This is a genomic window from Streptomyces sp. NPDC002265 (assembly GCF_040296125.1).
Taxonomy (GTDB): domain Bacteria; phylum Actinomycetota; class Actinomycetes; order Streptomycetales; family Streptomycetaceae; genus Streptomyces.
In genome coordinates this window covers 1-23309 of the sequence record NZ_JBEOWS010000132.1, presented here as the reverse complement: position 1 = coordinate 23309, position 23309 = coordinate 1, and the positions used below count along the sequence as shown (strand labels likewise).

Here is a 23309-nt window from a genome sequence, read left to right as displayed (position 1 = left end):
GCCCCTCCCCGGCGGTGACGGCGCCCCCGGTGCCCTGCCGCCCTGCCGCTCAGCCGCCCTGCCGCTCAGCCGCTCAGCCGCTCAGCCGCTCAGCCGCCCTGCCGCTCAGCCGCCCTGCCGCCCTGCGGCTCAGCCGCTCAGCCGCCGTGCGGCTCCGCGGTCCTGCCGCTCAGCGGGTCCGGTGCGTGCGCCGCCGGGCCCGGAACAGCCCGGTCTGCCGTTCGGCCGGCAGGTTCCCGAGCGCGATCAGGTGCGGCGCCTGGGCGAACCCCTGCGTCCGGGCGGCCTCCTTGGCCGCCCACAGCGCCCGCACCGTCCCCTGCACCCCTTCCGTCGGGAACCCGGCGATGACGCCGGCGCAGCGCACGGCCGCCGCCAACGCCTGCCCCGGCGGGGTGAGCTCGCTGACCAGCCCGATCTCGTACGCCCGCCGCGCCCCGATCCGTTCCGCGTTGCCCATCAGCGCCATCCGGGCGACCTCCCCGTACGGCATCCGCTGGGCCATGAGGACGGACTCGTAGGCGCTGACCATGCCGTACGCGGTGTGCGGGTCGAAGAAGGCGGCGGTCGTGTCGGCGACCACGAACTCGCTCTCCCCGAGCAGGTAGAAGGCCCCGCCGCAGGCCATCCCGCGCACCGCGGCGACGACCGGCTTCCACAGGTCGTTGGCCTTCGGCCCGATCCGCAGCAGCGGATCGTCCTGCATGTACGGCGACCCGGGCTGCGGTACGACCGCGTCCCGGTCCAGCCCCGTGCAGAACGCCCGCTCGCCGGCCCCGGTGAGCACGATCGCCCGTACGGTGTCGTCGAACCGGAACTCCTGCCACACGGCGGCGAGTGCGGCGGCCATGCCGAGGTCGACGGCGTTCAGCCGGTCGGGCCGGTCGAGGGTGACGACGGCGACGCCGGTGTCCTTGTCCGCGCCGACCCGCACCCCGTTCACGGCCGCTCCAGGACCCACTGCGGCAGCCCGTCGTCGCGGAAGACGACCTGCACCCGCGCCCCGATGCGGACCCGGTCGGCGGGCACGGAGTCCAGCGCCGCGCCCGCCCCGCCGACCAGGTTGCCGACCAGCCGGATCCGGGGGGCGTCGGCCAGTTCGACGACGACGACGTTGTACGGCGCCTGCTCGGCGTAGCCGGGCAGCAGCGGCGGATGGGCGACGACGTAGGACCAGATCCGTCCGCGCCCGTCCGTCCGCCGCCACTCGCTCGCGAAGGAGCGGCAGTGCGGGCAGCAGGGCCGGGGCGGGAAACGCACCTCGCCGCAGTCGGCGCAGGCCTGGACGCGGAGCTCGCCGCGGCCGGCGTACTCCCAGAAGGGGGCGCCGTCGGGATCGATGACGGGAGAGAGCATGTCGGTCAACTCCTCAGCAGCAGCGCGGACGTGGGGACTCCCTCGCCGGCCGTGACCAGGCAGGTGGAGGCGCCGGGGACCTGGGCGGCGCTGGTCCCGCGCAGCTGCTTCACGCCCTCGGTGATCAGGTTGAAGCCGTGGACGTACGCCTCGGAGAGCCCGCCCCCGCCGGTGTTGACGGGCAGCCGTCCGCCGGTCTCCAGGGCGCCCCCCTCGGTGAACGCCCCGCCCTCGCCCCTCCCGCAGAACCCGTAGCCCTCCAGCGACAGCGGTACGAGCGCGCTGAACGCGTCGTAGATCTGGGCGACGTCCACGTCCTCCGGCGTGAGGTCGGCGTGCTTCCACAGATGCCGGGCGGCGGTCCAGGCCGGGCCGGTGAGGGGATCGTCGTTCCAGTAGTTCACCATGCCGTGGTGCTGGGCGGGCAGGCCCTGGGCGGCGGAGTGGACGTAGACGGGTTTGCGGCGGCAGTCGCGGGCCCGTTCGCGCGAGACGACCACGCAGGCCAGCGCGCCGTCCGTCTCCAGGCAGTTGTCGTAGAGGCAGAGGGGTTCGCTGATCCACCGGGAGGTCATGTACATCTCCCGGGTCAGGGGCCGCTCGTACATGACCGCGTCCGGGTTCTGGTTGGCCCGGTTGCGGCAGGCGAGGGCGACGTTGAAGAGATGGTCGCGGGTGGCGCCGTACTCGTGCATGTAGCGGCGGGCGAGCATCGCGATCTCGTCCACGGGCCGCAGCAGCCCGAAGGGCCGGGTCCACTGGGCCGGGGTGGGCAGCTGCACGGCGGTGTTGGTCCAGGGCCTGGGCCCGCTCCCGCGCTTGCGCGACCGCCAGGCGACCCCCACCGTGGCCTGCCCGGCGGCGATGGCGGCGGCCAGGTGCGCGACGGTCGCGCAGGAACCGCCCCCGCCGTACCCGATCTTGCTGAAGAAGGTCAGATCACCGAACCCGACCGCCTTGGCGAGCTCGACCTCCTCCGTCTCCTCCATCGTGAAGGAGGCGAGCGCGTCGACCTCGCCGGGATCGATCCCGGCGTCGTCGAGGGCGGCGAGGACGGCCCGGCAGGCGAGGGTCTTCTCGTCCTCGGGAAGCCGCTTGGCGAATCCGGTCTGCCCGATCCCGACGATGGCGGTGGCGTCCTTGAGCCCCGAACTTCCCATGCCGCGCCCCCTCCGGGCCATCCACCAACTGCTGACAGCCCGTCAGGTTACAGCTAATCTGACGGACAGTCAGCTACGCGTCTGGAAGGTTGGTCGGCCGTGCGCGGTGACGTGGAATGGGGCAGCATCCCGGGCCTGGTCCGCTCGGCGGCGGAGCGGCACGGCGACGCCGAGGCGGTGGTGGAGGGCCGTACGAGGATCTCGTACGCGGAGCTGGGCGCGCGCGTGGAACGGGCGGCCGCCGCCTGCCTCGCCCATGGCGTCGAGGTGGGCGACCGGGTGGCCGTCTGGGCTCCCAACTCCCTCGACTGGATCGTCGCGGCACTCGGGGCGGTGTCGGCGGGCGCGGTCCTGGTCCCCCTCAACACGCGTTTCAAGGGTACGGAGGCCGCCGACGTCCTGCGCCGCAGCGGCACCCGGCTCCTGTTCGTGACGGGCACGTTCCTCGGCACCTCGTACGTCGCGTCGCTGCGGCGCGCGGCCGGCGAGGGCGACGCCGCCTCGGGTCCGCTCCCGGGCCTGCCGGCGCTCCGGCAGGCGGTGGTCCTCTCGGAGGACGCCCCGCCCGGCTTCCGCACCTGGAAGGACTTCCTGGCGAGCGGCGAGGGCGTGGACGGCCGGGAAGTCCGCGAACGCGCAGAGCAGTTGGACGGGGCCTGCGCCTCGGACATCATCTTCACGTCGGGTACGACGGGGCGCCCGAAAGGTGCGCTGATCACCCACGCGCAGACGCTGCGGGCGTACGAGATCTGGGCGGACCTGGCGGGCCTGCGCCCGACCGACCGCTACCTGATCGTGAACCCCTTCTTCCACACCTTCGGCTACAAGGCCGGGGTCATCGCGTGCCTGATGCGCGGCGCGACGATGATCCCGCAGCCGGTCTTCGACGTGGACGCGGCGCTGGCGAACATCGCGGCGGAGCGGGTGTCGGTCCTGCCCGGCCCCCCGACCCTGCACCAGTCCCTCCTCGACCACCCCGCCCGCGACGCGCACGACCTCTCGGCCCTGCGCCTGGTCGTGACGGGCGCGGCGGTGGTCCCGCTGCGGCTGGTGGAGCGACTGCGGGGCGAACTCGGCGTCGGCACCGTCCTGACGGCCTACGGCCTCTCGGAGGCGAGCGGCATCGTCACGATGTGCCGCCGCGGCGACGACCCGACGGTGATCGCGTCGACGTCGGGCCGGGCGATACCCGGCACGGAGGTCCGCATCGCCGACGGGGCGGGGGCGCCGCTGGGTCCGGGGGTGCCGGGCGAGGTCCTGGTCCGCGGCTTCAACGTCATGCGCGGCTACTACGAGGACGAGGCGGCGACGGCCGAGGCGATCACCGAGGACGGCTGGCTGCACACGGGCGACGTCGGCGTCCTGGACCCGGCGGGCAACCTCCGCATCACGGACCGCCTGAAGGACATGTTCATCGTCGGCGGCTTCAACGCGTACCCGGCGGAGATCGAGCAACTGCTGGGCCTGCACCCCGACATCGCGGACGTCGCGGTGATCGGCGTCCCGGACCCCCGCCTGGGCGAGGTCGGCAAGGCCTTCGTGGTCCGCCGCCCCGCCGCCACCGTCACCGCGGACGACCTGATCGCCTGGTCCCGCCGAGAGATGGCGAACTACAAGGTCCCGAGATCGGTGCAGTTCGTACCGGACCTGCCCCGGAACGCCAGCGGCAAGGTGGTGAAGGGGGAGCTGCGCAGGTTCAGGCGCCAGGGCTAGAGAAAAGGGAACTTACGTTCGAGTGAACCGAGCGGTTCCTGCTGTTGATCGACCGGATATGCGCCTGTCGGCGCACATGCCTCGGCCGCGGCGGCTCCCCTCCGTGCCGCCGCGGCCGATCCCCACCGGTAATGAGGCTTACTTGTTGCCCAGGTCCAGGGCGGGCGGGGCCGGCGCGTGCTGGTCCAGCGTGGTGATTTCGTCCTTCAGGGCGGGCGGGGCCGGCGCGTGCTGGTCCAGCGTGGTGACCTCGTCCTTCAGGGCGGGCGGAACCGGCGCGTGCTGGTCCAGCGTGGTGATCTCCTCGGCCTTCTCGGCTTCGCTCATGACAGGAACTCCCCAGTGATCAGATAAAGATGCGTTGTGCAGGGAAGCGCCCGTTCGGCAACTCCCCCGAGGGTCGCCGAACGGGCGTTCCGGAGGCCTCAGCGTAGTCGTCAGGCCCCTTCGTTCCGCCTGCCCCCCGACGCGACGGATCCAGGAGTAGAGAGTGGCAGCGGGCCATAAACGTTCGATGAACGCCCCGGTGCGGGGCTTTCAGGCGGCGCTGACCGGAGTCAGCAGGCCGCGGACCTCGGTGGCCTCGGACGAACCCGCCGTGTCGTAGATGCCGAGAGCGTCACGCCAGCAGGCCCGGGCCCGGTCCGGTTGGCCGAGTGTCTCCAGGGCCTTGCCCAGAAGAGTCAGGGCATTGGCCCTCATCCACTCACCCCCGATGCAGCCGATCGCCAGCGCCTGTTCGGCGTGCTGGGCGGCCTGGGCGGGGCGACGAGCCGCGAGATGCACCTGGGCGATGCGGAAGTGGGTGGTGCCTTCCCAGAGGCGCTGACGGCTGTCCGTGAAGATGTGAAGTGCCTTTTCCAGCTGCCCCAGCGCCTCCGGCAGTCTGCCGGCCTGGGTGAGGACGATCCCCGAGGCGTAGCGCGCGTTCGCCAGACGCACCGACAGACCGAGTTCGTCGTAGATCCTGATGCCCTGTTGAGCGAGGTCCACAGCGCGCGCACTGCGTCCCATGGAGGCCAGTGCCCGTGACAGGTTGCAGACCGCGCTCGCTTCGCCGGGCTTGTTCTCGTCGGCGCGGAAGGCGTCGATCGCCCGGATGAAATAGCCCTCGGCGTCGGCGTAGAGCGACCTGCAAATGGCGATGATGCCCAGCTGGTTGGGGGCGGTGCTGCTGGTCCAAGGGTCGTCGGCGGCCTCGTTGAGGAGATCGGCGTGCCTGGCTTCCCGCTCCGCTTCCTCGAACCGGCCGCCCTGGCTGAGGACTTGGGCCAGCGTGATCCGCGCCCGCATCTCGGCGTGCGCGTCGTCCTGGGCGGCAGCGGCGTCGCGTGCCGCCACGGCGGTCCTCTCGTACCGGAGTGAACCGGCCCCGGACTCGGCCAGGTCGATGGTGGCCAGAAGGAGGTCGACGGCTCGTCGCAGTGTCGCCGGCTTCAGGGACTGCTGGACGCAGGCGAGGAGAGGCTCGGCCTCCGCATGGAGCCAGTCCAGTGCGTCCGCGGCATCGGTGAACCCCTGCCCTGAATGGCGGCTCTTCTCAAGGTGCGCGACCGTCCGGTCGCCGGGGCGCTCGAGTGCGTAGACCTCGGCCGCATTGGCCAGGTAGAAGTCCAGCAACCGCGACATCGCCGCGTCGCGTTCGCTCGGGGGCTGTTCGTCCCTTTCCGCGCACGCACGCGCGTAGAGCCGGACCAGATCGTGGAACCGGTAGCGAACGGGCGCCGCCGATTCCAGCAGGGAGGTGTCGACCAAGGCCTCCAACAGGTCCTCGGTCTCGTCCACCGGCAGGTCCAGCATCGCCGCGGCGGCCGCCAGTGACATGTCCGGCCCGTCGGCCAGCCCGAGCAACCGGAACGCCCGGGCCTGGGCCGGTTCCAACTGTCCGTATCCCAGCTCGAACGTCGCCTTGACCGCCAGGTCACCCGCCTGGAGTTCGTCCAGGCGGCGTCGCTCGTCGGCCAGCTTGGCCGCCAGGACGGAGACCGTCCAGGTGCGGCGGGCCGCCAGCCGGGACGCCGCGATGCGGATCGCCAGGGGCAGGAAGCCGCAGGCCGCGACGACGTCCAGGGCGGCCTCGCGTTCCGCCGCCACCCGCTCCTCGCCCACGATCTTCGTGAACAGCGACAGCGCCTCGTCGGGGGACATGACGTCCAGGTCGACCAGGTGCGCGCCGGCCAGGTCCACCATGCGCACCCGGGAGGTGACCAGCGCCGCGCAGCCCTCCGTGCCCGGCAGCAGCGGCCGCACCTGGGCGGCGTCGCGGGCGTTGTCCAGCAGCACCAGGACCCGGCGGCCGTCCAGCACCGAGCGGTACAGGGCCGCGCGTTCCTCCAGGGAGTCCGGGATCGCCGAGTCGGCGGTGCCCAGGGCCCGCAGGAAGAAGCCCAGGACCGTCTCCGGCTCGGCCGCCCGCGCGCCCGCGCCCTGGAGGTCGACGTAGAGCTGCCCGTCCGGGAAGGCGTGCCGGGCTCGGTGTGCCACGTGCACCGCCAGCGTCGTCTTGCCGACACCGCCGATACCGGCCAGCGCCGACACCGCCATGACCCGGCCCTCGGCGGAGGCGAGCACCTCGCCGAGCTCCGCGACGAAGGAGGCGCGGCCGGTGAAGTCGGGCACGGTCGCCGGGAGCTGGGCGGGGCGCACCACCGCCGAGGCGGGGTCCGCCATCGGGGCCGACGGCTCGGCGAGGCCGGGGTCGGCCTGCAGGATCCGCTGCTGGAGGTCGCGCAGGCCGGGGCGGGGGTCGACACCCAGTTCCTCGGCGAGCAGCCGGCGGGTGTCCGCGTACACGGCCAGCGCCTCCGCCTGCCGCCCGCTGCGGTACAGCGCCAGCATCAGCAGCTCGCGCAGGCGTTCGCGCAGCGGGTGGGCCGCCGTCAGCGCGGTCAGTTCCGAGACCGCCTCCGCGTGGCAGCCCTGCTCCAGGTCCATGTCGAGCCGGGACTCGAGGAGTTGCAGCCGCCACTCCTCCAGGCGGACCCGCTGTGCCTCCGCGTACGGACCCGGCACCCCCGCCAGCGTCTCCCCGTCCCACAGGGCCAGCGCCCGGTCCAGCGTGCTGCGCGCGCGGCCCAGGTCCCCGGCGCCCCGCGCCTTCTCGGCCCGGGCCGCCAGGTCCTGCGCCACCGCCAGGTCGAGCGTCCCCTCGCCCAGCGGGCGGATCGCGTAGCCGCCGGACTCGCTGACCAGGACGCCCGGGTCGAGTGCCTTGCGCAGCCGGGAGGCGTACGTCCGAACCGCCGCCAGCGCCTGCGAGGGGGACTCCTCGCCCCACAGCGCGTCGATCAGCTCGGCCGCCGTCGCCGTACGGCCCTCGCGCAGCAGCAGGGCGGCCAGCAGCGCGCGCTGCTGGGGGGAGCCGGTGGCGAGCGGTTCCTCGCCGCGCCAGGCGCGCACCGGTCCGAGCAGGCCGAAGCGCAGCGCCGCCGGTCGTGCACCGGAGCCCGGCTGCCGCTGCTCCGGCACGCGCGGTACGCAGTCGTCCATCGGGGTCCCCCTAGGCAGCCTCAACAACCCCGCCAGTTTGCCTTGTTCATGGTGGATGCGTCAGCCGGGCGAGACGCCGATCACAGAGACGCGACCGTTGTGCGCGCGGGTTCCCACAAGGCCCTCACAGCCTCTTCGCACGGTCGCGGGGACCAGGGCCCCGTACCACATAGCTGACGGACCGTCAGATCAGCGCTACCGTGGGCGCCATGGACACCCACGACAGCACATTTCCGCTGATCATCTCCGTGGACGACCACACCGTGGAGCCCGCCGACGTCTGGCAGGACCGGCTCCCGAAGAAGTTCCTGGACACCGGGCCGAGGATCGTGCGCGCGCCGCTGAAGGAGATGTCCTTCCTCGGCGGCCGCTTCAAGCCCGTCATGGGCGGACCGGGCGACGACGGCCCGCTCGGCGACTGGTGGATCTACGAGGACCTGCACCGCCCGCTGACCCGCCTGGACACGGCCGTCGGCTACAGCAGGGACGAGATCAAGCTGGAGGTGATCACCTACGAGCAGATGCGGCCCGGCTCGTACGACGTCCCGCTGCGGCTGGCCGACATGGACGTCAACCACGTCCAGTCCGCGCTGTGCTTCCCCACCTTCCCGCGCTTCTGCGGCCAGACCTTCACCGAGGCCCGGGACCGCGAGCTGGGGCTGCTGTGCGTGCGGGCCTACAACGACTGGATGGTGGAGGAGTGGTGCGGCCCGCAGGCGCGCGGCCGGCTGATCCCGCTCACCCTCATCCCGCTGTGGGACGCCGAACTCGCCGCCGCGGAGGTACGGCGCAACGCCGCCCGCGGGGTGCGGGCCGTCGCCTTCTCCGAGATACCCCCGCACCTCGGCCTGCCCTCCGTGCACACCGACGACTGGGACCCGTTCCTCGCGGCCTGCGACGAGACCGGCACGGTCGTCGCGATGCACATCGGCTCCTCCAGCCGGATGCCGTCCACCTCCGCCGACGCCCCGCCCGCCGTCGGCTCCACCATCACCTTCGCCAACTGCTGCTTCTCGATGGTCGACTGGCTGCTGAGCGGCAAGTTCGAGCGCTTCCCGAACCTGAAGGTGATGTACGCCGAGGGCCAGATCGGCTGGATCCCCTACATCCTGGAGCGCGCCGACGTCGTCTGGGAGGAGAACCGCGGCTGGGGCGGGGTCGCCGACAAGGTCCACCGTCCGCCGTCCGAGCTGTTCGCCGGGCACGTCTACGGCTGCTTCTTCGACGACGCCTTCGGGCTCAGGAACCTGGACGCGATCGGGGTCGGCAACGTCCTGTACGAGACGGACTACCCGCACTCCGACTCCACCTGGCCGAAGTCGAGGCAGGTCGGCGAGGCCCAGATGGGGCACCTGGCGGCGGACGTCGTCGAGCGGATCGTCCGGGGCAACGCGATCGAGCTGCTCGGGCTGACGGACGAGGGGCTGTGGCCGGGTCAGGGCGGCGCCGTATGACGCCCCCGGACGGCGGCGGGGGCCTGGAGTACGGCATCCAGCTGCCCGTGCAGTCCCAGAGCACCCTGTACGCCGAGCCCTGGGAGGCCGACGCGGGACCCGGCGACCTGCTCGCCCTCGCCCGCGCCGCCGAGCACGCCGGCTTCGCCTACCTCGCGACCTGCGACCACGTCGCCGTGCCGCGCCGCCTCGCCGCGTCCATGGGGACGGTCTGGTACGACCCGGTCGCCACCCTCGCCTACCTGGCCGCCGCCACCGAACGGATCCGGCTGCTCAGCCATGTCGCGATCGTCGGCCTGCGCCACCCGCTGCTGACCGCCAAGCAGTACGCCACCCTCGACCACCTCTCGGGCGGCCGTCTGGTCCTCGGGGTGGGCGCCGGACACGTACGGGAGGAGTTCGAGGCGCTCGGGGTGGACTTCGGGCAGCGCGGGGCGGTGCTCGACGAGGCGATCGACGCGCTGCGGGCGGCCCTGGGGCCGGACGAGTTCCCCTCCCACCACGGGAAGTTCCACGACTTCGAGGGGCTCGGCCAGCGCCCCCGGCCCGCCCAGGAGCGGGTGCCGGTGTGGGTCGGCGGTTCGTCGCCCGCGGCCGTGCGCCGGGCCGCGCTCAAGGGCGACGGCTGGCTGCCGCAGGGCGACCCGCGGGACCGGCTGCCGGCCCAGATCGACCGGCTGCGGCGGCTGCGCGAGGAGGCGGGGATCGCGCAGCCGCTCACCGTCGGCGCGATCACCGAGCCGCTGTACGTCGGCACGCCCGGCTGGGAGGTCGGCCGCCGCACCCTCTCCGGCGGTCCCGAGTCCCTCGCCGAGTCGCTGCGGGCCTACGGGGCGATGGGCGTGCACCAGATCCAGGTGCGGTTCCGCAGCCGGAGCCGCACCGAACTCGTCGACCAGATACAGGCGTTCGGGGCCGAGGTCGCGCCCCACCTGACCTGAGGAGTGCGTGGCATGGGCAAGCTGGACGGGCGGGTCGTCATCGTCACCGGGGCGGCCCGCGGGCAGGGCGAGCAGGAGGCGCGGCTCTTCGTGGCGGAGGGCGCGAGCGTGGTCGTGGCGGATGTGCTGGACGACCTGGGCGAGGCGCTCGCCAAGGAGATAGGGGCGCGCTACGTCCACCTCGACGTGGGCGCGGAGCAGGAGTGGCAGGCCGCCGTCGCCGCCGCGAAGCGGGCGTACGGCCGCCTCGACGGGCTGGTGAACAACGCCGGCATCCTGCGCTTCAACGCCCTCGTGGACACGCCCCTCGAGGAGTTCATGCAGGTCGTGCAGGTCAACCAGGTCGGCTGCTTCCTGGGCATGAAGACGGTGGCGCCGGAGCTGGCCGACGGCGGGACCATCGTCAACACGGCGTCCTACACGGCGCTGACCGGGATGGCCGCGGTGGGGACGTACTCCGCGACCAAGCACGCCGTGCTCGGACTCACCCGGGTCGCCGCGCTGGAGCTCGCCGGCCGGGGGATCCGGGTCAACGCGATCTGCCCCGGCGCCATCGACACCGCGATGTCCAACCCGGCGCGGCTGGACCCGGGCGCGGATCCGGCGGAGATGAGCCGCGCCCTGGACGAGCTGTACCGCAAGCTCGTGCCGCTCGGGCGGATCGGGCGGGCGGAGGAGGTGGCCCGGCTGGCACTGTTCCTGACCTCGGACGACTCCTCGTACATCACCGGACAGCCGTTCGTGATCGACGGCGGCTGGCTGGCCGGGGTCAGCGTCATCTGACGGCCCATCAGCTATTGACGGTGGAAGCGGCCGGTGCGACAGTCGGCCAACGAACGGTATCTGACGGCACGTCAGAAAATATGGGGACGGTGAACCGCCTTGGAATTCGGGCTCTTTGTACAGGGATACGTGGGCAAGCGCGCCGAGACCGACCCGCTCGCCGAGCACAAGGCGCTGATGGAGGAGACCGAGTACGTCATCCAGGCGGACCGCTCCGGCTTCAAGTACGCCTGGGCCTCCGAGCACCACTTCCTGGAGGAGTACTCGCACCTGTCCGCCAACGACGTCTTCCTCGGCTACCTCGCGCACGCCACCGACCGCATCCACCTCGGCTCGGGCATCTTCAACCCGCTCGCCCAGGTCAACCACCCGGTGAAGGTCGCCGAGAAGGTCGCCATGCTCGACCATCTCAGCGGCAACCGCTTCGAGTTCGGCAGCGGACGCGGCGCCGGCTCGCACGAGATCCTCGGGTTCATCCCTGGTGTGACCGACATGAACTACACCAAGGAGATCTGGGAGGAGACCATCGCCGAGTTCCCCAAGATGTGGCTCCAGGACGAGTACGCCGGTTTCCAGGGCAAGCACTGGCAGCTCCCGCCGCGCAAGGTGCTGCCGAAGCCGTACGGCAAGTCGCACCCGGCGATGTGGTACGCGGCCGGTTCCCCGCCGTCGTACGCCATGGCCGCCCGCAAGGGGCTCGGCGTCCTCGGCTTCAGCATCCAGAAGGTCGCCGACATGGAATGGGTGCTGGAGCAGTACAAGACGGCGATCGTGAACGCCGAGCCGGTCGGTGACTTCGTCAACGACAACGTGATGGTGACGACCACCGCCATCTGCGCCCCCACGCACGAGGAGGCGATCCGGATCGCCACGGCGGGCGGCCTGCACTACCTGCCCTCCCTCGTCTTCCGGTACCACGACACCTTCCCGCGCCCCGAGGGCTTCCCCGTCTGGCCGGAGACCCTGCCCGAGTACACCCCCGAGTTCGTCGAGCTCCTCATCGAGGAGGAGCTGCTGATCTGCGGCGACCCGGACGAGGTACTGCGCCAGTGCAAGCGCTGGGAACAGGCGGGCGCCGACCAGCTCAGCTTCGGGCTGCCGGTCGGGGTGCCGAAGGAGGAGACCCTCCAGACCATCCGGCTGATCGGGGAGCACGTGATCCCGAAGATCGACACGGATCCCGTTCACCGGACGACCCGGTTCCGGGCCGGGGCAGGGGCCTAGCCGACGTTGCGGGGTGCGGGTGTGCGGGGGCTGATCGCGCCCGCGTGGCGGAACCGCATACCGAAACAGCCCCGCGCCTCTTCGGGGGGCGCACCGGCGCACCGGAACTCAAGGAGGGAACCGGCATGCTCGATCACGTCATTCGAGGCGCGACCGTCGTCGACGGGACGGGCGCGCCCGCCTTCACCGCCGACGTCGGTGTCCGGGACGGGCGGATCGCCGTCGTCGGCACGGTCACCGAGGAGTCCCGCACCGGCGAGGACGCCACGGGGCTCGTCCTCGCCCCCGGCTTCGTCGACCCGCACACCCACTACGACGCCCAGCTGTTCTGGGACCCCTACGCCACCCCGTCCCTCAACCACGGGGTGACCACGGTCGCGGCCGGCAACTGCGGCTTCACCCTGGCGCCGCTGAACCCGGCCCGCCCCGAGGACGCCGACTACACCCGCCGCATGATGTCCAAGGTCGAGGGCATGTCCCTGGTCGCCCTGGAGGAGGGGGCGCCCTGGAACTGGCACACCTTCGGGGAGTATCTGGACGCGCTCGAAGGGCGGATCGCCGTCAACGCGGGGTTCATGGTCGGGCACTGCGCGCTGCGCCGCCATGTGATGGGGCCGGACGCGGTCGGCGGACAGCCCACGCCGGAGCAGCTGACGGCCATGCTGCGTCTCTTCCACGACGCCATGGACGCCGGTGCCTGGGGCTTCTCCACCACCCAGTCCTCGACCCACTCCGACGGCGACGGCCGGCCGGTCGCCTCCCGGCACGCCAGGCCCGAGGAGCTGCTGGCGCTGGCGAAGGCGGTCGGCGAGCACGAGGGCACCCAGATCGAGGCGATCGTCGCGGGCTGCCTGGACCAGTTCGACGACGCCGAGATCGACCTGCTGGTGGAGCTGAGCGCGGCCGCCGGACGCCCCCTGAACTGGAACGTCCTCACCGTCGACGCGGCCGTCCCGGAGCGGGTGCCGCGCCAGCTCACGGCGAGCGAGCGGGCCCGCAAGGCGGGCGGCCGGGTGGTCGCCCTGACCATGCCGATCCTGACGCCGATGAACATGTCGCTGGGCACGTTCTGCGCGCTGAACCTGATCCCCGGCTGGGGCCCGGTCCTGGGCCTGCCCGTGCCCGAGCGGATCGCGCGGCTCGGGGACCCCGGGGTGCGGGCCGAGCTGCTGCGGCACGCGAACTCCCCGGAGGCCGGCGTCTTCCGGCGGCTGGTGAACTTCGGCCGGTACGTCATCGGCGACACCTACAGCCCGGCGAACGAGGGCCTGACCGGCCGGGTGGTGCAGGACATCGCCGCCGAACGCGGCCAGGACCCCTTCGCCTGCCTGGTGGAGATCTGCTCCGCCGACGGGCTCCGTACCGTCCTGTGGCCCATGCCCACCGACAACGACCCCGCCTCCTGGGCGCTGCGGGCCGAGACCTGGCAGCACGAGGACGTCCTGCTCGGCGGCTCCGACGCGGGCGCGCACCTGGACCGCATGTGCGGAGCCCCGTACACCACCCGCTTCCTCGGGGACTGTCTGCGCGGCCGGAAACTGGCGGGCCTGGAGCAGGCGGTGAAGATGCTGACCGACGACCCGGCGCGGCTGTTCGGACTGCGCGAGCGGGGCCGGGTGCGGGAGGGCTGGCATGCGGACCTGGTGCTCTTCGACCCGGAGCGGATCGACGCGGGCAAGGCCACCCTGGTGCACGACCTGCCGGGAGACAGTCCACGGCTGGACTCCCGGGCGATCGGGGTGCGGGCGGTCTGGGTCAACGGGACCGCGGTGATCCGGGACGACGTGGTCACCGGCGCCGTGCCGGGCCGCGTCCTGCGGTCGGGGCGGGACACACGGACGGTGGGCACGAGGTGAGCGACGACGCGAAGCAGGCGGGCGACGGCGGGAAGCTGTTCGTCGGCGGCGCCTGGGTGGAGCCGGACGGCGGCTGCTACGAGGTGACCGACCCGGCGACCGAGGACACCGTCGGCCGGGCGCCGGAGGCCTCGCCGGAGCAGGTGCGCGCGGCCTGCGCGGCGGCCCGCGAGGCCTTCGGGCCCTGGTCGCGCACCGCGCCCGAGGAGCGGGCGGCGATCCTGGCCCGCGCGGCGGACCTCATCCGCGCCCGGCTGGTGCCGTACGCGGAGCTGGCGCAGGCGGAGACCGGCGCCACCACGGCCACCGCGCGGGCGATGCAGGTGGGCGTGGCCGCGGCCCGGTTCCGCCGCTACGCGCGCGTGGAGCCCGCGGAGTGGCCGGTGCAGCCGCAGATCAACGAGGCCGGACCGATGGGCCGGGCGGCGGTCATGGGCGCGCTCGCCGCCCGCCGGCCGGTCGGGGTGGTCGCGTGCGTCACGTCGTACAACAACCCCTGGGCGAACCCGGCCGGGAAGATCGCCCCCGCTCTGGCCATGGGCAACACGGTGGTGGTCAAACCGGCCCCGCAGGACCCGCTGTCCGTCTACCGGATGGCGCGGGCACTGGAGGAGGCGGGGGTGCCGCGCGGGGTGGTGAACGTCGTCTCCGGCCGCTCGGTCGCGCTCGGCGAGGCGGCCGTGGAGTCACCCGACGTCGACATGGTCAGCTTCACCGGCTCCACGGCGGTCGGGCAGCGCATCGCCGAGGTGTGCGGGCGGCACATGAAACGCCAGCTGATGGAGCTGGGCGGCAAGGGCGCCGCGCTCGTCCTCGACGACGCGGACCTCGACTCGGCGGTGGCCGGCATCGGTACCACCTTCTCCTTCTACAGCGGCCAGATCTGCACGGCCCCGACCCGGGTGCTGGCCCAGCGGGGGGTGTACGACCGTCTGGTGGAGCGACTGGCCGGGTACGCGCGCCGGCTGAAGGTCGGCGACCCGCGGGAGCCGGACACGGTCGTCGGGCCGGTGATCTCGGCGGCGCACCGCGACCGGGTCGAGTCGTACGTCGAACTCGGCCGCAAGGAGGGCGCGGTGGTCGTGACCGGCGGCGAACGCCCCCCGCAGGAGCGGGGGTTCTACGTCGCCCCGACCCTCCTCGCCGACTGCACCAACGACCTGCGGGTGGCCCGCGAGGAGATCTTCGGTCCGGTGGTCGTGGTCATCCCCTTCGACGAGGAGGACGAGGGGGTGGCCCTGGCCAACGACTGCGACTACGGCCTGATCGACTACGTCTGGTCCGCGGACGTGGCCCGCGCCTTCCGGGTGGCGCGGCGGCTGCGCACCGGCGGGGTCGGCGTCAACACCGTCGGCCGCAACATGGAGGCCCCCTTCGGTGGGTTCAGGAAGAGCGGCGTCGGCCGCGACGTCGGCTCCTACGCCCTGCACGCCTACAGCGAGGTGCAGTCGATCGTCTGGCCGGGGTGACCGGGCCCGCCCGTCAGGGCCGGCCCCCGCCCAGATCGACCCGTACCGTCAGCAGCCGCGTGCCGAGCAGGCGTACCGCCGCGCTGTTGCCGCGGGGCAGGGTGCGCAGCCGGGCCACCGGGTCGTCGTCGGGCAGGAGATGCGCCGTGCCCTCGTGCCAGCGGCCCCGGATGCGCACCCGCACCCGGGGGTCCGCCTGGATGTTGCGGACGTACTGCGAGCGGTCCCCGAACTCCGAGACCAGCCAGAAGGAGTCGCCGACCCGGCGGCCCCCGAGCGGGGTGCGCCGGGGCCGGCCGGAGACACGCCCGGTGGTCTCCAGGAGCGTCTGGAACGGCAGCCGGCGTACGAGCGGGTTGGCGACGTGCCGCTGGAAGGCCGTCGTCGCGCGGAATCTGAGGTCGGTGTGACGGGGCATTGCCTGTGAGGCTCCTGTCGGGTCTGGTCTGCGGCACAAGGGAGTTGCTTCAATGGTCCCCGATGTCGCACGACGAGAGCTGGTGGCTGCGGATGCGGGTCGTGACCTGGAACCTCTGGTGGCGTTTCGGTCCCTGGCAGGAGCGCCAGAAGGCGATCCTGGCCGTGCTCAGAGAGCTGCGCCCCGATGTCGTCGGGCTCCAGGAGGTGTGGGAGTGCGGCGGTGAGAACCTCGCGCAGTGGCTGGCGGCCGACCTCGGGATGCACTGGGCCTGGGCCCCGTCCGACGCGTCGGAGCGCTGGCAGCGGCGGATAGGGGACCCGACGGTCGGGATCGGCAACGCCGTGCTCAGCCGCTGGCCGGTCGTGTCCCAGGAGGTGCTGCGGCTGCCGGCCCCCGCCGAGCTGTACGACGGACGGCTCGCCCTGCACACCCGGATCGCCACCCCCACCCACGAGGTGCCCTTCTTCACCGTCCATCTCACCTCGGCCATCGACGCCTCGGCCGTACGCGTCGAACAGGTCACCGCGCTCGCGGAGTTCGTCGCCGCGCACCGGGACGGCACCGACTTCCCCCCGGTCGTCACGGGCGACTTCAACGCCTGGCCGGACTCCGACGAGATCCGGCGCTTCGGGGGCTACAGGACGGCGCCCGCCGCCCCCGGACAGGTGTTCCTCGACGCCTGGGAGTACGCAGGCCCGGCGGCCCCCTCGGCCACCTGGGACCCGGCCAACGGCTTCGTCGGCCCGCAGAGCCCGCCCGCGCGCATCGACTACATCCACGTCGGACCGCCCGGCCCCGGCGGCCTCGGCCATGTGCGGGCCGTACGGCGGGCCGGGGACGGGCCGGTCGACGGGATGTGGCCCTCGGACCACGCGGCGGTCGTCGCCGACCTGGCCCTGGGACCTGTGCAGGAGGGTGCTGCCCAGGCGGGCTAGCGGCCCAGGAAGATCGGGTTGGTGAACGCGGCCAGCGCCCCCGGCAGCGGTCCCGCCGCCGCCTCGTGCCGCAGTTCCGCCCGCACGTAGGCCGCGTACGACGCGGTGGTGTGCCACTCGACCGTGCCCGAGCCGGACACCGGCAGCGGGTCGGAGGTGAGCAGCACCCCCTGGTCGGTGACGAGGCGGACCGTGCAGCGCGGGGCGCCCGTCACCTCCAGCCGGACCGTGAGGGGGGCGTCCCGGGACACCTCCAGACGCCCGCCGATGCCCGCGTGCTCACCCCGCGGTCCGCTCGCCGTGAAGAACAGCGAGAGCCGGTTCGACTCGGCCACGTAGGAGCGGCCCGCCCGGATGCCGTCCTGGATCGCCTCCCGGGTGAGGTCGTCGGCCAGCACCACCGTCTGCGGGGAGCCCACCACGTCCGGGTCCCGGTGGGCGTCGCTGTTGCCCATCGCCGGGATCCAGCCCCGGCCGCCCTCCCGCACCGACGCGACGAGCATGTTGTCCCAGTCGGCCAGCGCCACCTCGTCGTCCGGGGTGTACGGGCCGTTCCACACCTCCACCGCGTCCGCGTCCCCGAAGCCGAACTTCCAGCCGCAGCCGACACAGGTGGCGTGCGGGTGGGCGGGGACGACCAGGCCCCCCGCGCCGCGGATCCGGCGGGCGAACCGGCCGAAGCGGTTGTCCCGGGCCCGGTAGCGCCAGTCGACGAAGGTGCCGGGTTCCGTGCCGAGCGCCAGGACGTGGCCGTTCCGCGTGGTGACCTCCTCGCCCAGCATGACCAGCAGGTCGTCGCCGGCCGCGTCCGCCCAGTGCGCGTGCGCCGAGTGGGTGTTGTGGTCCGAGGAGTTGATGAAGTCCAGGCCCGCCGCGCGCGCCAGCGCCGCGATCTCCGCCGGGGTGCGGCGGCCGTCGGAGTACCAGGAGTGCAGATGGCAGTCGCCCCGGTACCAGGCCCGCCCCCGCCCCTTGGCCCGGGCGGGCGGGTAGACCGGCTCCGGCGTGACGCCCGGCTCCCCGTACGACAGCGTGACGGTGATCTCGTAGTTCAGTCCCTGCGGCGCCACCGTGTAGGGGCCGAGGGCGATGTGCCAGGTGCCCTTGCGCACCGGACCCGGAAGATAGCCGGGCGTCGCGTCGTCGGCCCGGATGAAGAACTCCGAGCGCGCCCCGCCCGACCAGCCGCGAAAGCCCCGGCCGCCGAGCTCGGTGCCGTGCTCGTCGAAGACGCCGATGTCGAGGGCGTTGCCCGCGGTGCCGGCCGGGACGGACGGCTTGTCGTAGGTGTACGCGACCCTGAGCTCCCGCACCCCGGAGGGCACTACGAGGGGTACGTACACGAAGTCCGGCGAGCCGGTGGGCAGCGTGCCGCGCACCGTCCTCGTCTCCTGGTCCTGGCCGTCCGCCGCGGCGAAGCTCACGCTTCCCAACGTAAGGGCGGCGGCCGCTCCCGTCACGAACAGGGCGCGTCTTGCGATTCCGGCGTGTTCCTCGCACATGCTGCGGCTCCCCAGGTGTCGTCGGTGACATGGCACGGGTGGTGCAGGAGGTGGTGCGGGGTGATGTCCGTCAGCTTCCTGCCCGGACGTGAACTCCCGTGCAAGGGAAGGGGAGCGCCGGCTTTCGGAGAGGCGGAGAGGCACGGGCCGTGCGGACGCCCGGCCCGGCGCGCGCGGGACGTCAGGCGCCGAAGTGCCGTCCGAGGTGACACCGTGTCACCGTCCGCGGTGCGGAGCGTTTCGGACATGACTCGTCAGACCTGATCAGCGCGATCGTATGCTCGAAGGATGACGACTCCCGCGACCTCCGGAACCGGCCCCACCGGCCCCACCGAGAACTCCATGCGTCGCGCCCTCAGACGTGCCCGGGACGGCGTCGCCCTCGACGCCGGCGAGGCGGCGGTGCTGCTCCAGGCGCGCGGCGAGGCCCTCGACGACCTGGCCGCGTCCGCCGCCCGGGTGCGGGACGCGGGCCTCGAAGCGGCCGGCCGCGCCGGTGTCATCACCTATTCCAAGAGCGTCTTCATCCCGCTCACCCGGCTGTGCCGGGACAAGTGCCACTACTGCACCTTCGTCACCGTGCCCGGCAAGCTGCGCCGAGCCGGGCACGGGATGTTCATGTCGCCCGACGAGGTCCTCGACGTCGCCCGCAAGGGCGCCGCCCTCGGCTGCAAGGAAGCCCTCATCACCCTCGGAGACAAGCCCGAGGACCGCTGGCCCGAGGCCCGCGAGTGGCTCGACGCGCACGGCTACGACGACACCATCGCCTACGTCCGGGCGATCTCCATCCGCATCCTGGAGGAGACGGGTCTGCTCCCGCACCTCAACCCGGGTGTCGTGACGTGGACGGACTTCCAGCGCCTGAAGCCGGTCGCGCCCAGCATGGGCATGATGCTGGAGACCACCGCCACCCGGCTGTGGTCCGAGCCCGGCGGCCCGCACCACGGCTCCCCGGACAAGGAGCCGACCGTCCGGCTGAGGGTCCTTCAGGACGCGGGCCGCTCCTCGGTCCCGTTCACGTCCGGCATCCTGATCGGGATCGGCGAGACCTACGAGGAGCGCGCGGACTCCCTGTTCGCGCTGCGCCGCACCGCCCGGTCCTACCACGGCATCCAGGAACTGATCATCCAGAACTTCCGCGCCAAGCCGGACACGGCGATGCGCGGTATGCCGGACGCCGAGCTGGACGAGCTCGTCGCCACCGTGGCCGTGGCCCGGCTCATCATGGGCCCGTCCGCCTGCCTCCAGGCCCCGCCCAACCTCGTGGACTCGGAGTACGAGCGGCTCATCGGCGCCGGCATCGACGACTGGGGCGGGGTCTCCCCGCTCACCATCGACCACGTCAACCCCGAGCGGCCCTGGCCGCAGATCGAGGAACTCGCGGCGCGCTCCGCGGCGGCGGGCTTCGAACTGCGCGAACGCCTCTGCGTCTACCCGGAGTTCGTCCGCCGCGGCGAACCCTGGCTGGACCCGCGGCTGCTGCCGCACGTACGGGCGCTCGCGGACCCGGAGACCGGTCTGGCCCTGCCGGACGCGGTGGTCGAGGGCCGGCCGTGGCAGGAGCCGGAGGAGGCGTTCACCGCCACCGGCCGCACCGATCTGCACCGCACCATCGACACCGACGGCCGCACCTCCGACCGGCGCGACGACTTCGACGAGGTCTACGGCGACTGGGGCGCCCTGCGCGAGGCGGCCGCGCCCGGCATGGCGCCGGAGCGCATCGACACGGACGTCCGCGCGGCCCTGGCCACGGCGGCCGACGATCCGACGAGGCTGACCGACGACGAGGCGCTGGCCCTGCTGCACGCCGACGGCCCGGCGCTGGACGCGCTGTGCGCGGTCGCGGACGACGTCCGCAGATCCGTGGTCGGCGACGAGGTGACGTACATCGTCACCCGCAACATCAACTTCACCAACGTCTGCTACACCGGCTGCCGCTTCTGCGCCTTCGCCCAGCGCCGCACCGACGCGGACGCCTACACGCTCTCCCTGGACCAGGTCGCCGACCGTGCCCAGCAGGCGTGGGAGGTGGGCGCGGTGGAGGTCTGCATGCAGGGCGGCATCCACCCGGACCTGCCCGGCACGGCGTACTTCGACATCGCGAGGGCGGTCAAGGAACGCGTCCCCGGCATGCATGTGCACGCCTTCTCGCCCATGGAGGTCGTCAACGGCGCGACCCGTACCGGGCTGTCGATCCGCGAGTGGCTGACGGCGGCGAAGGAGGCGGGGCTCGACTCGATCCCCGGCACGGCGGCGGAGATCCTCGACGACGAGGTCCGCTGGGTCCTGACCAAGGGCAAGCTGCCGGCCGCGACCTGGATCGAGGTGGTGACCACGGCGCACGAGCTGGGCATCCGCTCGTCCTCGACGATGATGTACGGGCATGTGGACCAGCCCCGCCACTGGCTGGGCCATCTGCGCACGCTGGCCGGGATCCAGCAGCGGACGGGCGGTTTCACGGAGTTCGTGACGCTGCCGTTCATCCACACCAACGCGCCGGTCTACCTGGCGGGCATCGCGCGGCCGGGCCCCTCGACGCGGGACAACCGCGCGGTGACGGCGATGGCGCGGCTGCTGCTGCACCCGTACATCCCGAACATCCAGACCAGCTGGGTGAAGCTGGGCGCGGAGGGGGCGGCGGAGATGCTCCGCTCCGGGGCGAACGACCTGGGCGGCACGCTGATGGAGGAGACGATCTCGCGCATGGCGGGCTCGTCCTACGGCTCCTACAAGTCGGTCAAGGACCTGGTCGCGGTGGCGGAGGCGGCCGGCCGCCCGGCGAAGCCGCGCACCACCCTGTACGGCGAGGTGCCGGAGGAGCGGCAGCGGGCGGCGCAGGCGTCGGACGGACATCTGCCGGAGCTGCTGCCGGTACTGGACTGAGCCGGCGCGGGGACGACCGCGGGGCGGGCGCCGGGCGGGCCGAGGGCGGCCGGCCGGGCGGCCGGACCGCGGGGCCGGGTGGTCGAGGGCTCGCAGTACGATGATCCGACCCCATGTTCGATGGGGCCTGGAGCGGAGGAGACGCGTGTCCGTGCCTGCCAGACGGCTTCCCTCGTGGGCCTGGGTCACCGGCCTGACGGTCGGGGCCATCGCCGTGGTCACCACCCTGGCCGTGCAGGCGGACCAGGGCACGCGACCCGTGGCCTCGGCCACCGGCCGGCCGGCCCCCACGGCGTCGGCCTCGGCGTCGGCCAGTCCCCGCCCCGCGCCCACCCCGAAGAAGACCGCCGCCGCGGTGCCCGACGGCTCGGGCGTCGGGCGCCGGATCGTGTACTCCCTCGGGCAGCACCGCGTCTGGCTGGTCGACGCGAGCGACGCCACGAGCCGCACCTTCACGGTCTGGCCCGGCACGGTGAGCCCGGCCGCGGGCAGCTACACGGTCTCGCTCCGCAAGGACGCCACCACCGGCTCCGACGGTGTCGCCATCGAGCACATCGTGTACTTCGCCGCCACCTCCGGTGTGAACATCGCCTTCTCCAACGCGGTGAACGGCGCCTCGCCGCCGCCCGCCGCGGGCAGCCGCACCGGCGGCATCCGGATGCCCAAGGCGGACGGCACGGCGCTGTGGGCCTTCGGGTCGACCGGCACCAAGGTGACCGTCGTCGGCTGACCGCCCGCTCTCCGGTTCGCTGTTTCTGGCCGAAAACTGACCACAAGCGACCACTCGGGTTACTCGACGCATACCGATCCACTGCCTGAAGCGCGCGTTCCGGGTCCATTACAGTGCTGCCCTGTCGTACGACGGACGGTGCCACGGGAGGTCTTGGTGGGTGCGACGACCGGCGCTGTCTGGGGCCGCGCCGAGCAGCAGGACTTCCGCGGGCGGGTGCGCGGCACGCTGCTCGGCGTGGCGCTCGGGGACGCGCTGGGCGCCCCCGTCGACGGGCTCGGGATCGACGCGATCCGCGAGGCCCACGGGGCGGACGGCGTCGTCGACCCGGTGCCCGCGTACGGGCGGCGCGGTGCCGTCACCCATCTCACCCAGCTGACCCTGTTCACGGTGGACGGCCTGATACGGGCGCAGGTACGGCGCGACACGGGCGCCTGGCACCCGCCGACCGATCTGCACCGGGCCTATCTGCGCTGGGCCGCCACCCAGCGCGACTGGGGGCCCGACGAGCGCCGCAAGGACGACGGATGGCTCGCCCGCGAGGAGTGGCTGTACGCGCGCCGGGACCCCACCGGGGCCCTGCTGCTCGGCCTCGCCGACGAGAACATGGGCACGCTGGAGGCGCCGAAGAACCCCGGCGAGTCCGGTCCGCAGGCGGCCGCCCGCTCGGCGCCCTTCGGACTGCTGGTGGGCTGGGAGCCGCTGCTGGTCGTGCAGCTCGCCGTGGAGTGCGCGGCGCAGACCCACGGGCACCCCAACGCCTGTCTCGCGGCCGGCGCGTACGCGGTGATCGTGCACGGACTCGCCCGGGGCGAGAGCCTCGAAGGAGCCGTGCAGTACGCGCTCGCGCTGCTCGCCTCACGCCCGGGGCACCAGGCGGTCTCCGACGCGTTGCAGTACGCGCTGGCCGCGGCGCGGCCGGGGTCGCCGACGCCGGAGCGGGTGGCGGAGATGTCCGCGTCCGGCACGGCGGAGGGCCTGCTGGCCGCCGCCGTCTACTGCGCGCTGGTCGGCGAGGACGTGCGGCACGGACTGCGTCTCGCCGTGAACCACGGGGGCCCGTCCGCTCCCACGGGTGCCATGGCGGGCGGGCTCCTGGGCGCGCTGTACGGAGAGACGGCCCTGCCCCCGGCCTGGCTGGCCGAGCTGGAGGGCCGTCCCACGATCCTGGAACTCGCCGACGACTTCGCGATGGAGATGACCCAGGGGGCCGCGCTGCACGGTCCGACGGCGGCGTCCCCGGGATGGCTGGCGCGCTACCCGCGGGGAACCTGAGCCCCGTCCCGCCGCCCGGCGCGCCCCCTGGCGCAAGGCCCACCGCACCGTGCTCACCGCGCTGCTGCTGCTCGGACTGCTCGTCGTCAGCGCCCTGGTGATGGTGCTGACCGGACCG

At 73.1% G+C, this 23309-nt stretch carries 18 protein-coding genes; 11 read left to right on the top strand and 7 right to left on the bottom strand.

What is annotated here, in order from left to right:
- Positions 1-169: 169 nt before the first annotated feature.
- The 3 genes from ABT085_RS22985 to ABT085_RS22975 are packed head-to-tail and all read right to left on the bottom strand — an operon-like array spanning position 170 to position 2516.
- Positions 170-943, bottom strand: coding sequence for an enoyl-CoA hydratase/isomerase family protein (locus ABT085_RS22985; protein WP_351610882.1), 774 nt, complete (start codon positions 941-943; stop codon positions 170-172).
- Positions 940-1356 (bottom strand): Zn-ribbon domain-containing OB-fold protein, encoded by a 417-nt coding sequence (locus ABT085_RS22980; protein WP_351610879.1) that lies wholly within the window; start codon positions 1354-1356, stop codon positions 940-942. Before ABT085_RS22980 ends, ABT085_RS22985 begins: the two co-directional genes overlap by 4 nt.
- A gap of 5 nt (positions 1357-1361) precedes the next feature.
- Complete coding sequence (locus ABT085_RS22975) at positions 1362-2516, bottom strand: lipid-transfer protein (protein ID WP_351610876.1); 1155 nt, start codon at positions 2514-2516, stop codon at positions 1362-1364.
- Between the two features lie 99 nt (positions 2517-2615).
- Here ABT085_RS22975 and ABT085_RS22970 point away from each other — a divergent pair, with 99 nt between their 5' ends.
- Positions 2616-4229, top strand: coding sequence for a FadD3 family acyl-CoA ligase (locus ABT085_RS22970; protein ID WP_351610873.1), 1614 nt, complete (start codon positions 2616-2618; stop codon positions 4227-4229).
- A gap of 138 nt (positions 4230-4367) precedes the next feature.
- Here the strand turns inward: ABT085_RS22970 and afsS are convergent, their stop codons facing one another.
- Together afsS and afsR are read right to left on the bottom strand one after the other, a co-directional pair.
- Positions 4368-4556: a regulatory protein AfsS gene (gene afsS / locus ABT085_RS22965; protein WP_351610871.1), complete on the bottom strand. Its 189-nt coding sequence runs from the start codon at positions 4554-4556 to the stop codon at positions 4368-4370.
- A gap of 210 nt (positions 4557-4766) precedes the next feature.
- Complete coding sequence (gene afsR, locus ABT085_RS22960) at positions 4767-7718, bottom strand: SARP-family global regulator AfsR (RefSeq protein WP_351610868.1); 2952 nt, start codon at positions 7716-7718, stop codon at positions 4767-4769.
- A 209-nt stretch (positions 7719-7927) separates the two neighbouring features.
- On the opposite strand from afsR, the gene ABT085_RS22955 reads away from it, so the two are divergent.
- From ABT085_RS22955 to ABT085_RS22930, 6 genes are all read left to right on the top strand, one after another.
- Complete coding sequence (locus tag ABT085_RS22955) at positions 7928-9172, top strand: amidohydrolase family protein (RefSeq protein WP_351610865.1); 1245 nt, start codon at positions 7928-7930, stop codon at positions 9170-9172.
- Entirely contained in the window at positions 9169-10113 is a 945-nt protein-coding gene (locus ABT085_RS22950; RefSeq protein WP_351610862.1) for an LLM class F420-dependent oxidoreductase, read from the top strand. The genes ABT085_RS22955 and ABT085_RS22950 overlap by 4 nt, the downstream gene beginning before the upstream one ends.
- 12 nt (positions 10114-10125) lie before the next feature.
- Entirely contained in the window at positions 10126-10896 is a 771-nt protein-coding gene (locus ABT085_RS22945; RefSeq protein WP_351610859.1) for an SDR family NAD(P)-dependent oxidoreductase, read from the top strand.
- Positions 10897-10995: 99 nt separating this feature from the next.
- Positions 10996-12120: an LLM class flavin-dependent oxidoreductase gene (locus ABT085_RS22940; protein ID WP_351610856.1), complete on the top strand. Its 1125-nt coding sequence runs from the start codon at positions 10996-10998 to the stop codon at positions 12118-12120.
- Between the two features lie 125 nt (positions 12121-12245).
- Positions 12246-13976: an N-acyl-D-amino-acid deacylase family protein gene (locus ABT085_RS22935; RefSeq protein ID WP_351610854.1), complete on the top strand. Its 1731-nt coding sequence runs from the start codon at positions 12246-12248 to the stop codon at positions 13974-13976.
- Positions 13973-15445 carry an aldehyde dehydrogenase family protein gene (locus ABT085_RS22930; protein ID WP_351610851.1) on the top strand — a complete coding sequence of 491 codons (1473 nt, stop codon included), beginning with the start codon at positions 13973-13975 and terminating at the stop codon, positions 15443-15445. Before ABT085_RS22935 ends, ABT085_RS22930 begins: the two co-directional genes overlap by 4 nt.
- Positions 15446-15458: 13 nt before the next feature.
- Here the strand turns inward: ABT085_RS22930 and ABT085_RS22925 are convergent, their stop codons facing one another.
- Complete coding sequence (locus ABT085_RS22925) at positions 15459-15863, bottom strand: nitroreductase/quinone reductase family protein (protein WP_351610849.1); 405 nt, start codon at positions 15861-15863, stop codon at positions 15459-15461.
- A gap of 92 nt (positions 15864-15955) precedes the next feature.
- Between ABT085_RS22925 and ABT085_RS22920 the strand changes: the two genes are divergently transcribed.
- A complete protein-coding gene (locus ABT085_RS22920) occupies positions 15956-16801 on the top strand; it encodes an endonuclease/exonuclease/phosphatase family protein (protein WP_351610884.1) in 846 nt (281 codons plus the stop codon).
- Here ABT085_RS22920 and ABT085_RS22915 read toward each other — a convergent pair.
- Positions 16798-18303: a CehA/McbA family metallohydrolase gene (locus ABT085_RS22915; protein ID WP_351610846.1), complete on the bottom strand. Its 1506-nt coding sequence runs from the start codon at positions 18301-18303 to the stop codon at positions 16798-16800. The genes ABT085_RS22920 and ABT085_RS22915 overlap by 4 nt on opposite strands.
- Positions 18304-18591: 288 nt before the next feature.
- Between ABT085_RS22915 and ABT085_RS22910 the strand changes: the two genes are divergently transcribed.
- The 3 genes from ABT085_RS22910 (at position 18592) to ABT085_RS22900 (ending at position 23191) form a co-directional block, all read left to right on the top strand.
- Positions 18592-21186: a bifunctional FO biosynthesis protein CofGH gene (locus ABT085_RS22910; protein ID WP_351610843.1), complete on the top strand. Its 2595-nt coding sequence runs from the start codon at positions 18592-18594 to the stop codon at positions 21184-21186.
- Positions 21187-21331: 145 nt separating this feature from the next.
- The gene (locus ABT085_RS22905; RefSeq protein WP_502982781.1) at positions 21332-21916 is read left to right on the top strand and encodes a hypothetical protein; all 585 of its coding nucleotides are present in this window, start codon (positions 21332-21334) and stop codon (positions 21914-21916) included.
- A 156-nt stretch (positions 21917-22072) separates the two neighbouring features.
- Positions 22073-23191, top strand: coding sequence for an ADP-ribosylglycohydrolase family protein (locus ABT085_RS22900; protein WP_351610839.1), 1119 nt, complete (start codon positions 22073-22075; stop codon positions 23189-23191).
- Positions 23192-23309 lie beyond the last annotated feature (118 nt).

What these genes read in the sequence shown, in the direction of transcription:
- ABT085_RS22980 (WP_351610879.1), bottom strand. Translation starts at nt 1,356, where the DNA reads ATGCTCTCTCCCGTCATCGATCCCGACGGCGCCCCCTTCTGGGAGTAC.
- ABT085_RS22950 (WP_351610862.1), top strand. Translation starts at nt 9,169, where the DNA reads ATGACGCCCCCGGACGGCGGCGGGGGCCTGGAGTACGGCATCCAGCTG.
- ABT085_RS22925 (WP_351610849.1), bottom strand. Translation starts at nt 15,863, where the DNA reads ATGCCCCGTCACACCGACCTCAGATTCCGCGCGACGACGGCCTTCCAG.
- ABT085_RS22910 (WP_351610843.1), top strand. Translation starts at nt 18,592, where the DNA reads ATGACGACTCCCGCGACCTCCGGAACCGGCCCCACCGGCCCCACCGAG.
- ABT085_RS22955 (WP_351610865.1), top strand. Translation starts at nt 7,928, where the DNA reads ATGGACACCCACGACAGCACATTTCCGCTGATCATCTCCGTGGACGAC.
- afsR (WP_351610868.1), bottom strand. Translation starts at nt 7,718, where the DNA reads ATGGACGACTGCGTACCGCGCGTGCCGGAGCAGCGGCAGCCGGGCTCC.
- ABT085_RS22920 (WP_351610884.1), top strand. Translation starts at nt 15,956, where the DNA reads ATGCGGGTCGTGACCTGGAACCTCTGGTGGCGTTTCGGTCCCTGGCAG.
- ABT085_RS22935 (WP_351610854.1), top strand. Translation starts at nt 12,246, where the DNA reads ATGCTCGATCACGTCATTCGAGGCGCGACCGTCGTCGACGGGACGGGC.
- ABT085_RS22915 (WP_351610846.1), bottom strand. Translation starts at nt 18,303, where the DNA reads ATGTGCGAGGAACACGCCGGAATCGCAAGACGCGCCCTGTTCGTGACG.
- afsS (WP_351610871.1), bottom strand. Translation starts at nt 4,556, where the DNA reads ATGAGCGAAGCCGAGAAGGCCGAGGAGATCACCACGCTGGACCAGCAC.
- ABT085_RS22975 (WP_351610876.1), bottom strand. Translation starts at nt 2,516, where the DNA reads ATGGGAAGTTCGGGGCTCAAGGACGCCACCGCCATCGTCGGGATCGGG.
- ABT085_RS22945 (WP_351610859.1), top strand. Translation starts at nt 10,126, where the DNA reads ATGGGCAAGCTGGACGGGCGGGTCGTCATCGTCACCGGGGCGGCCCGC.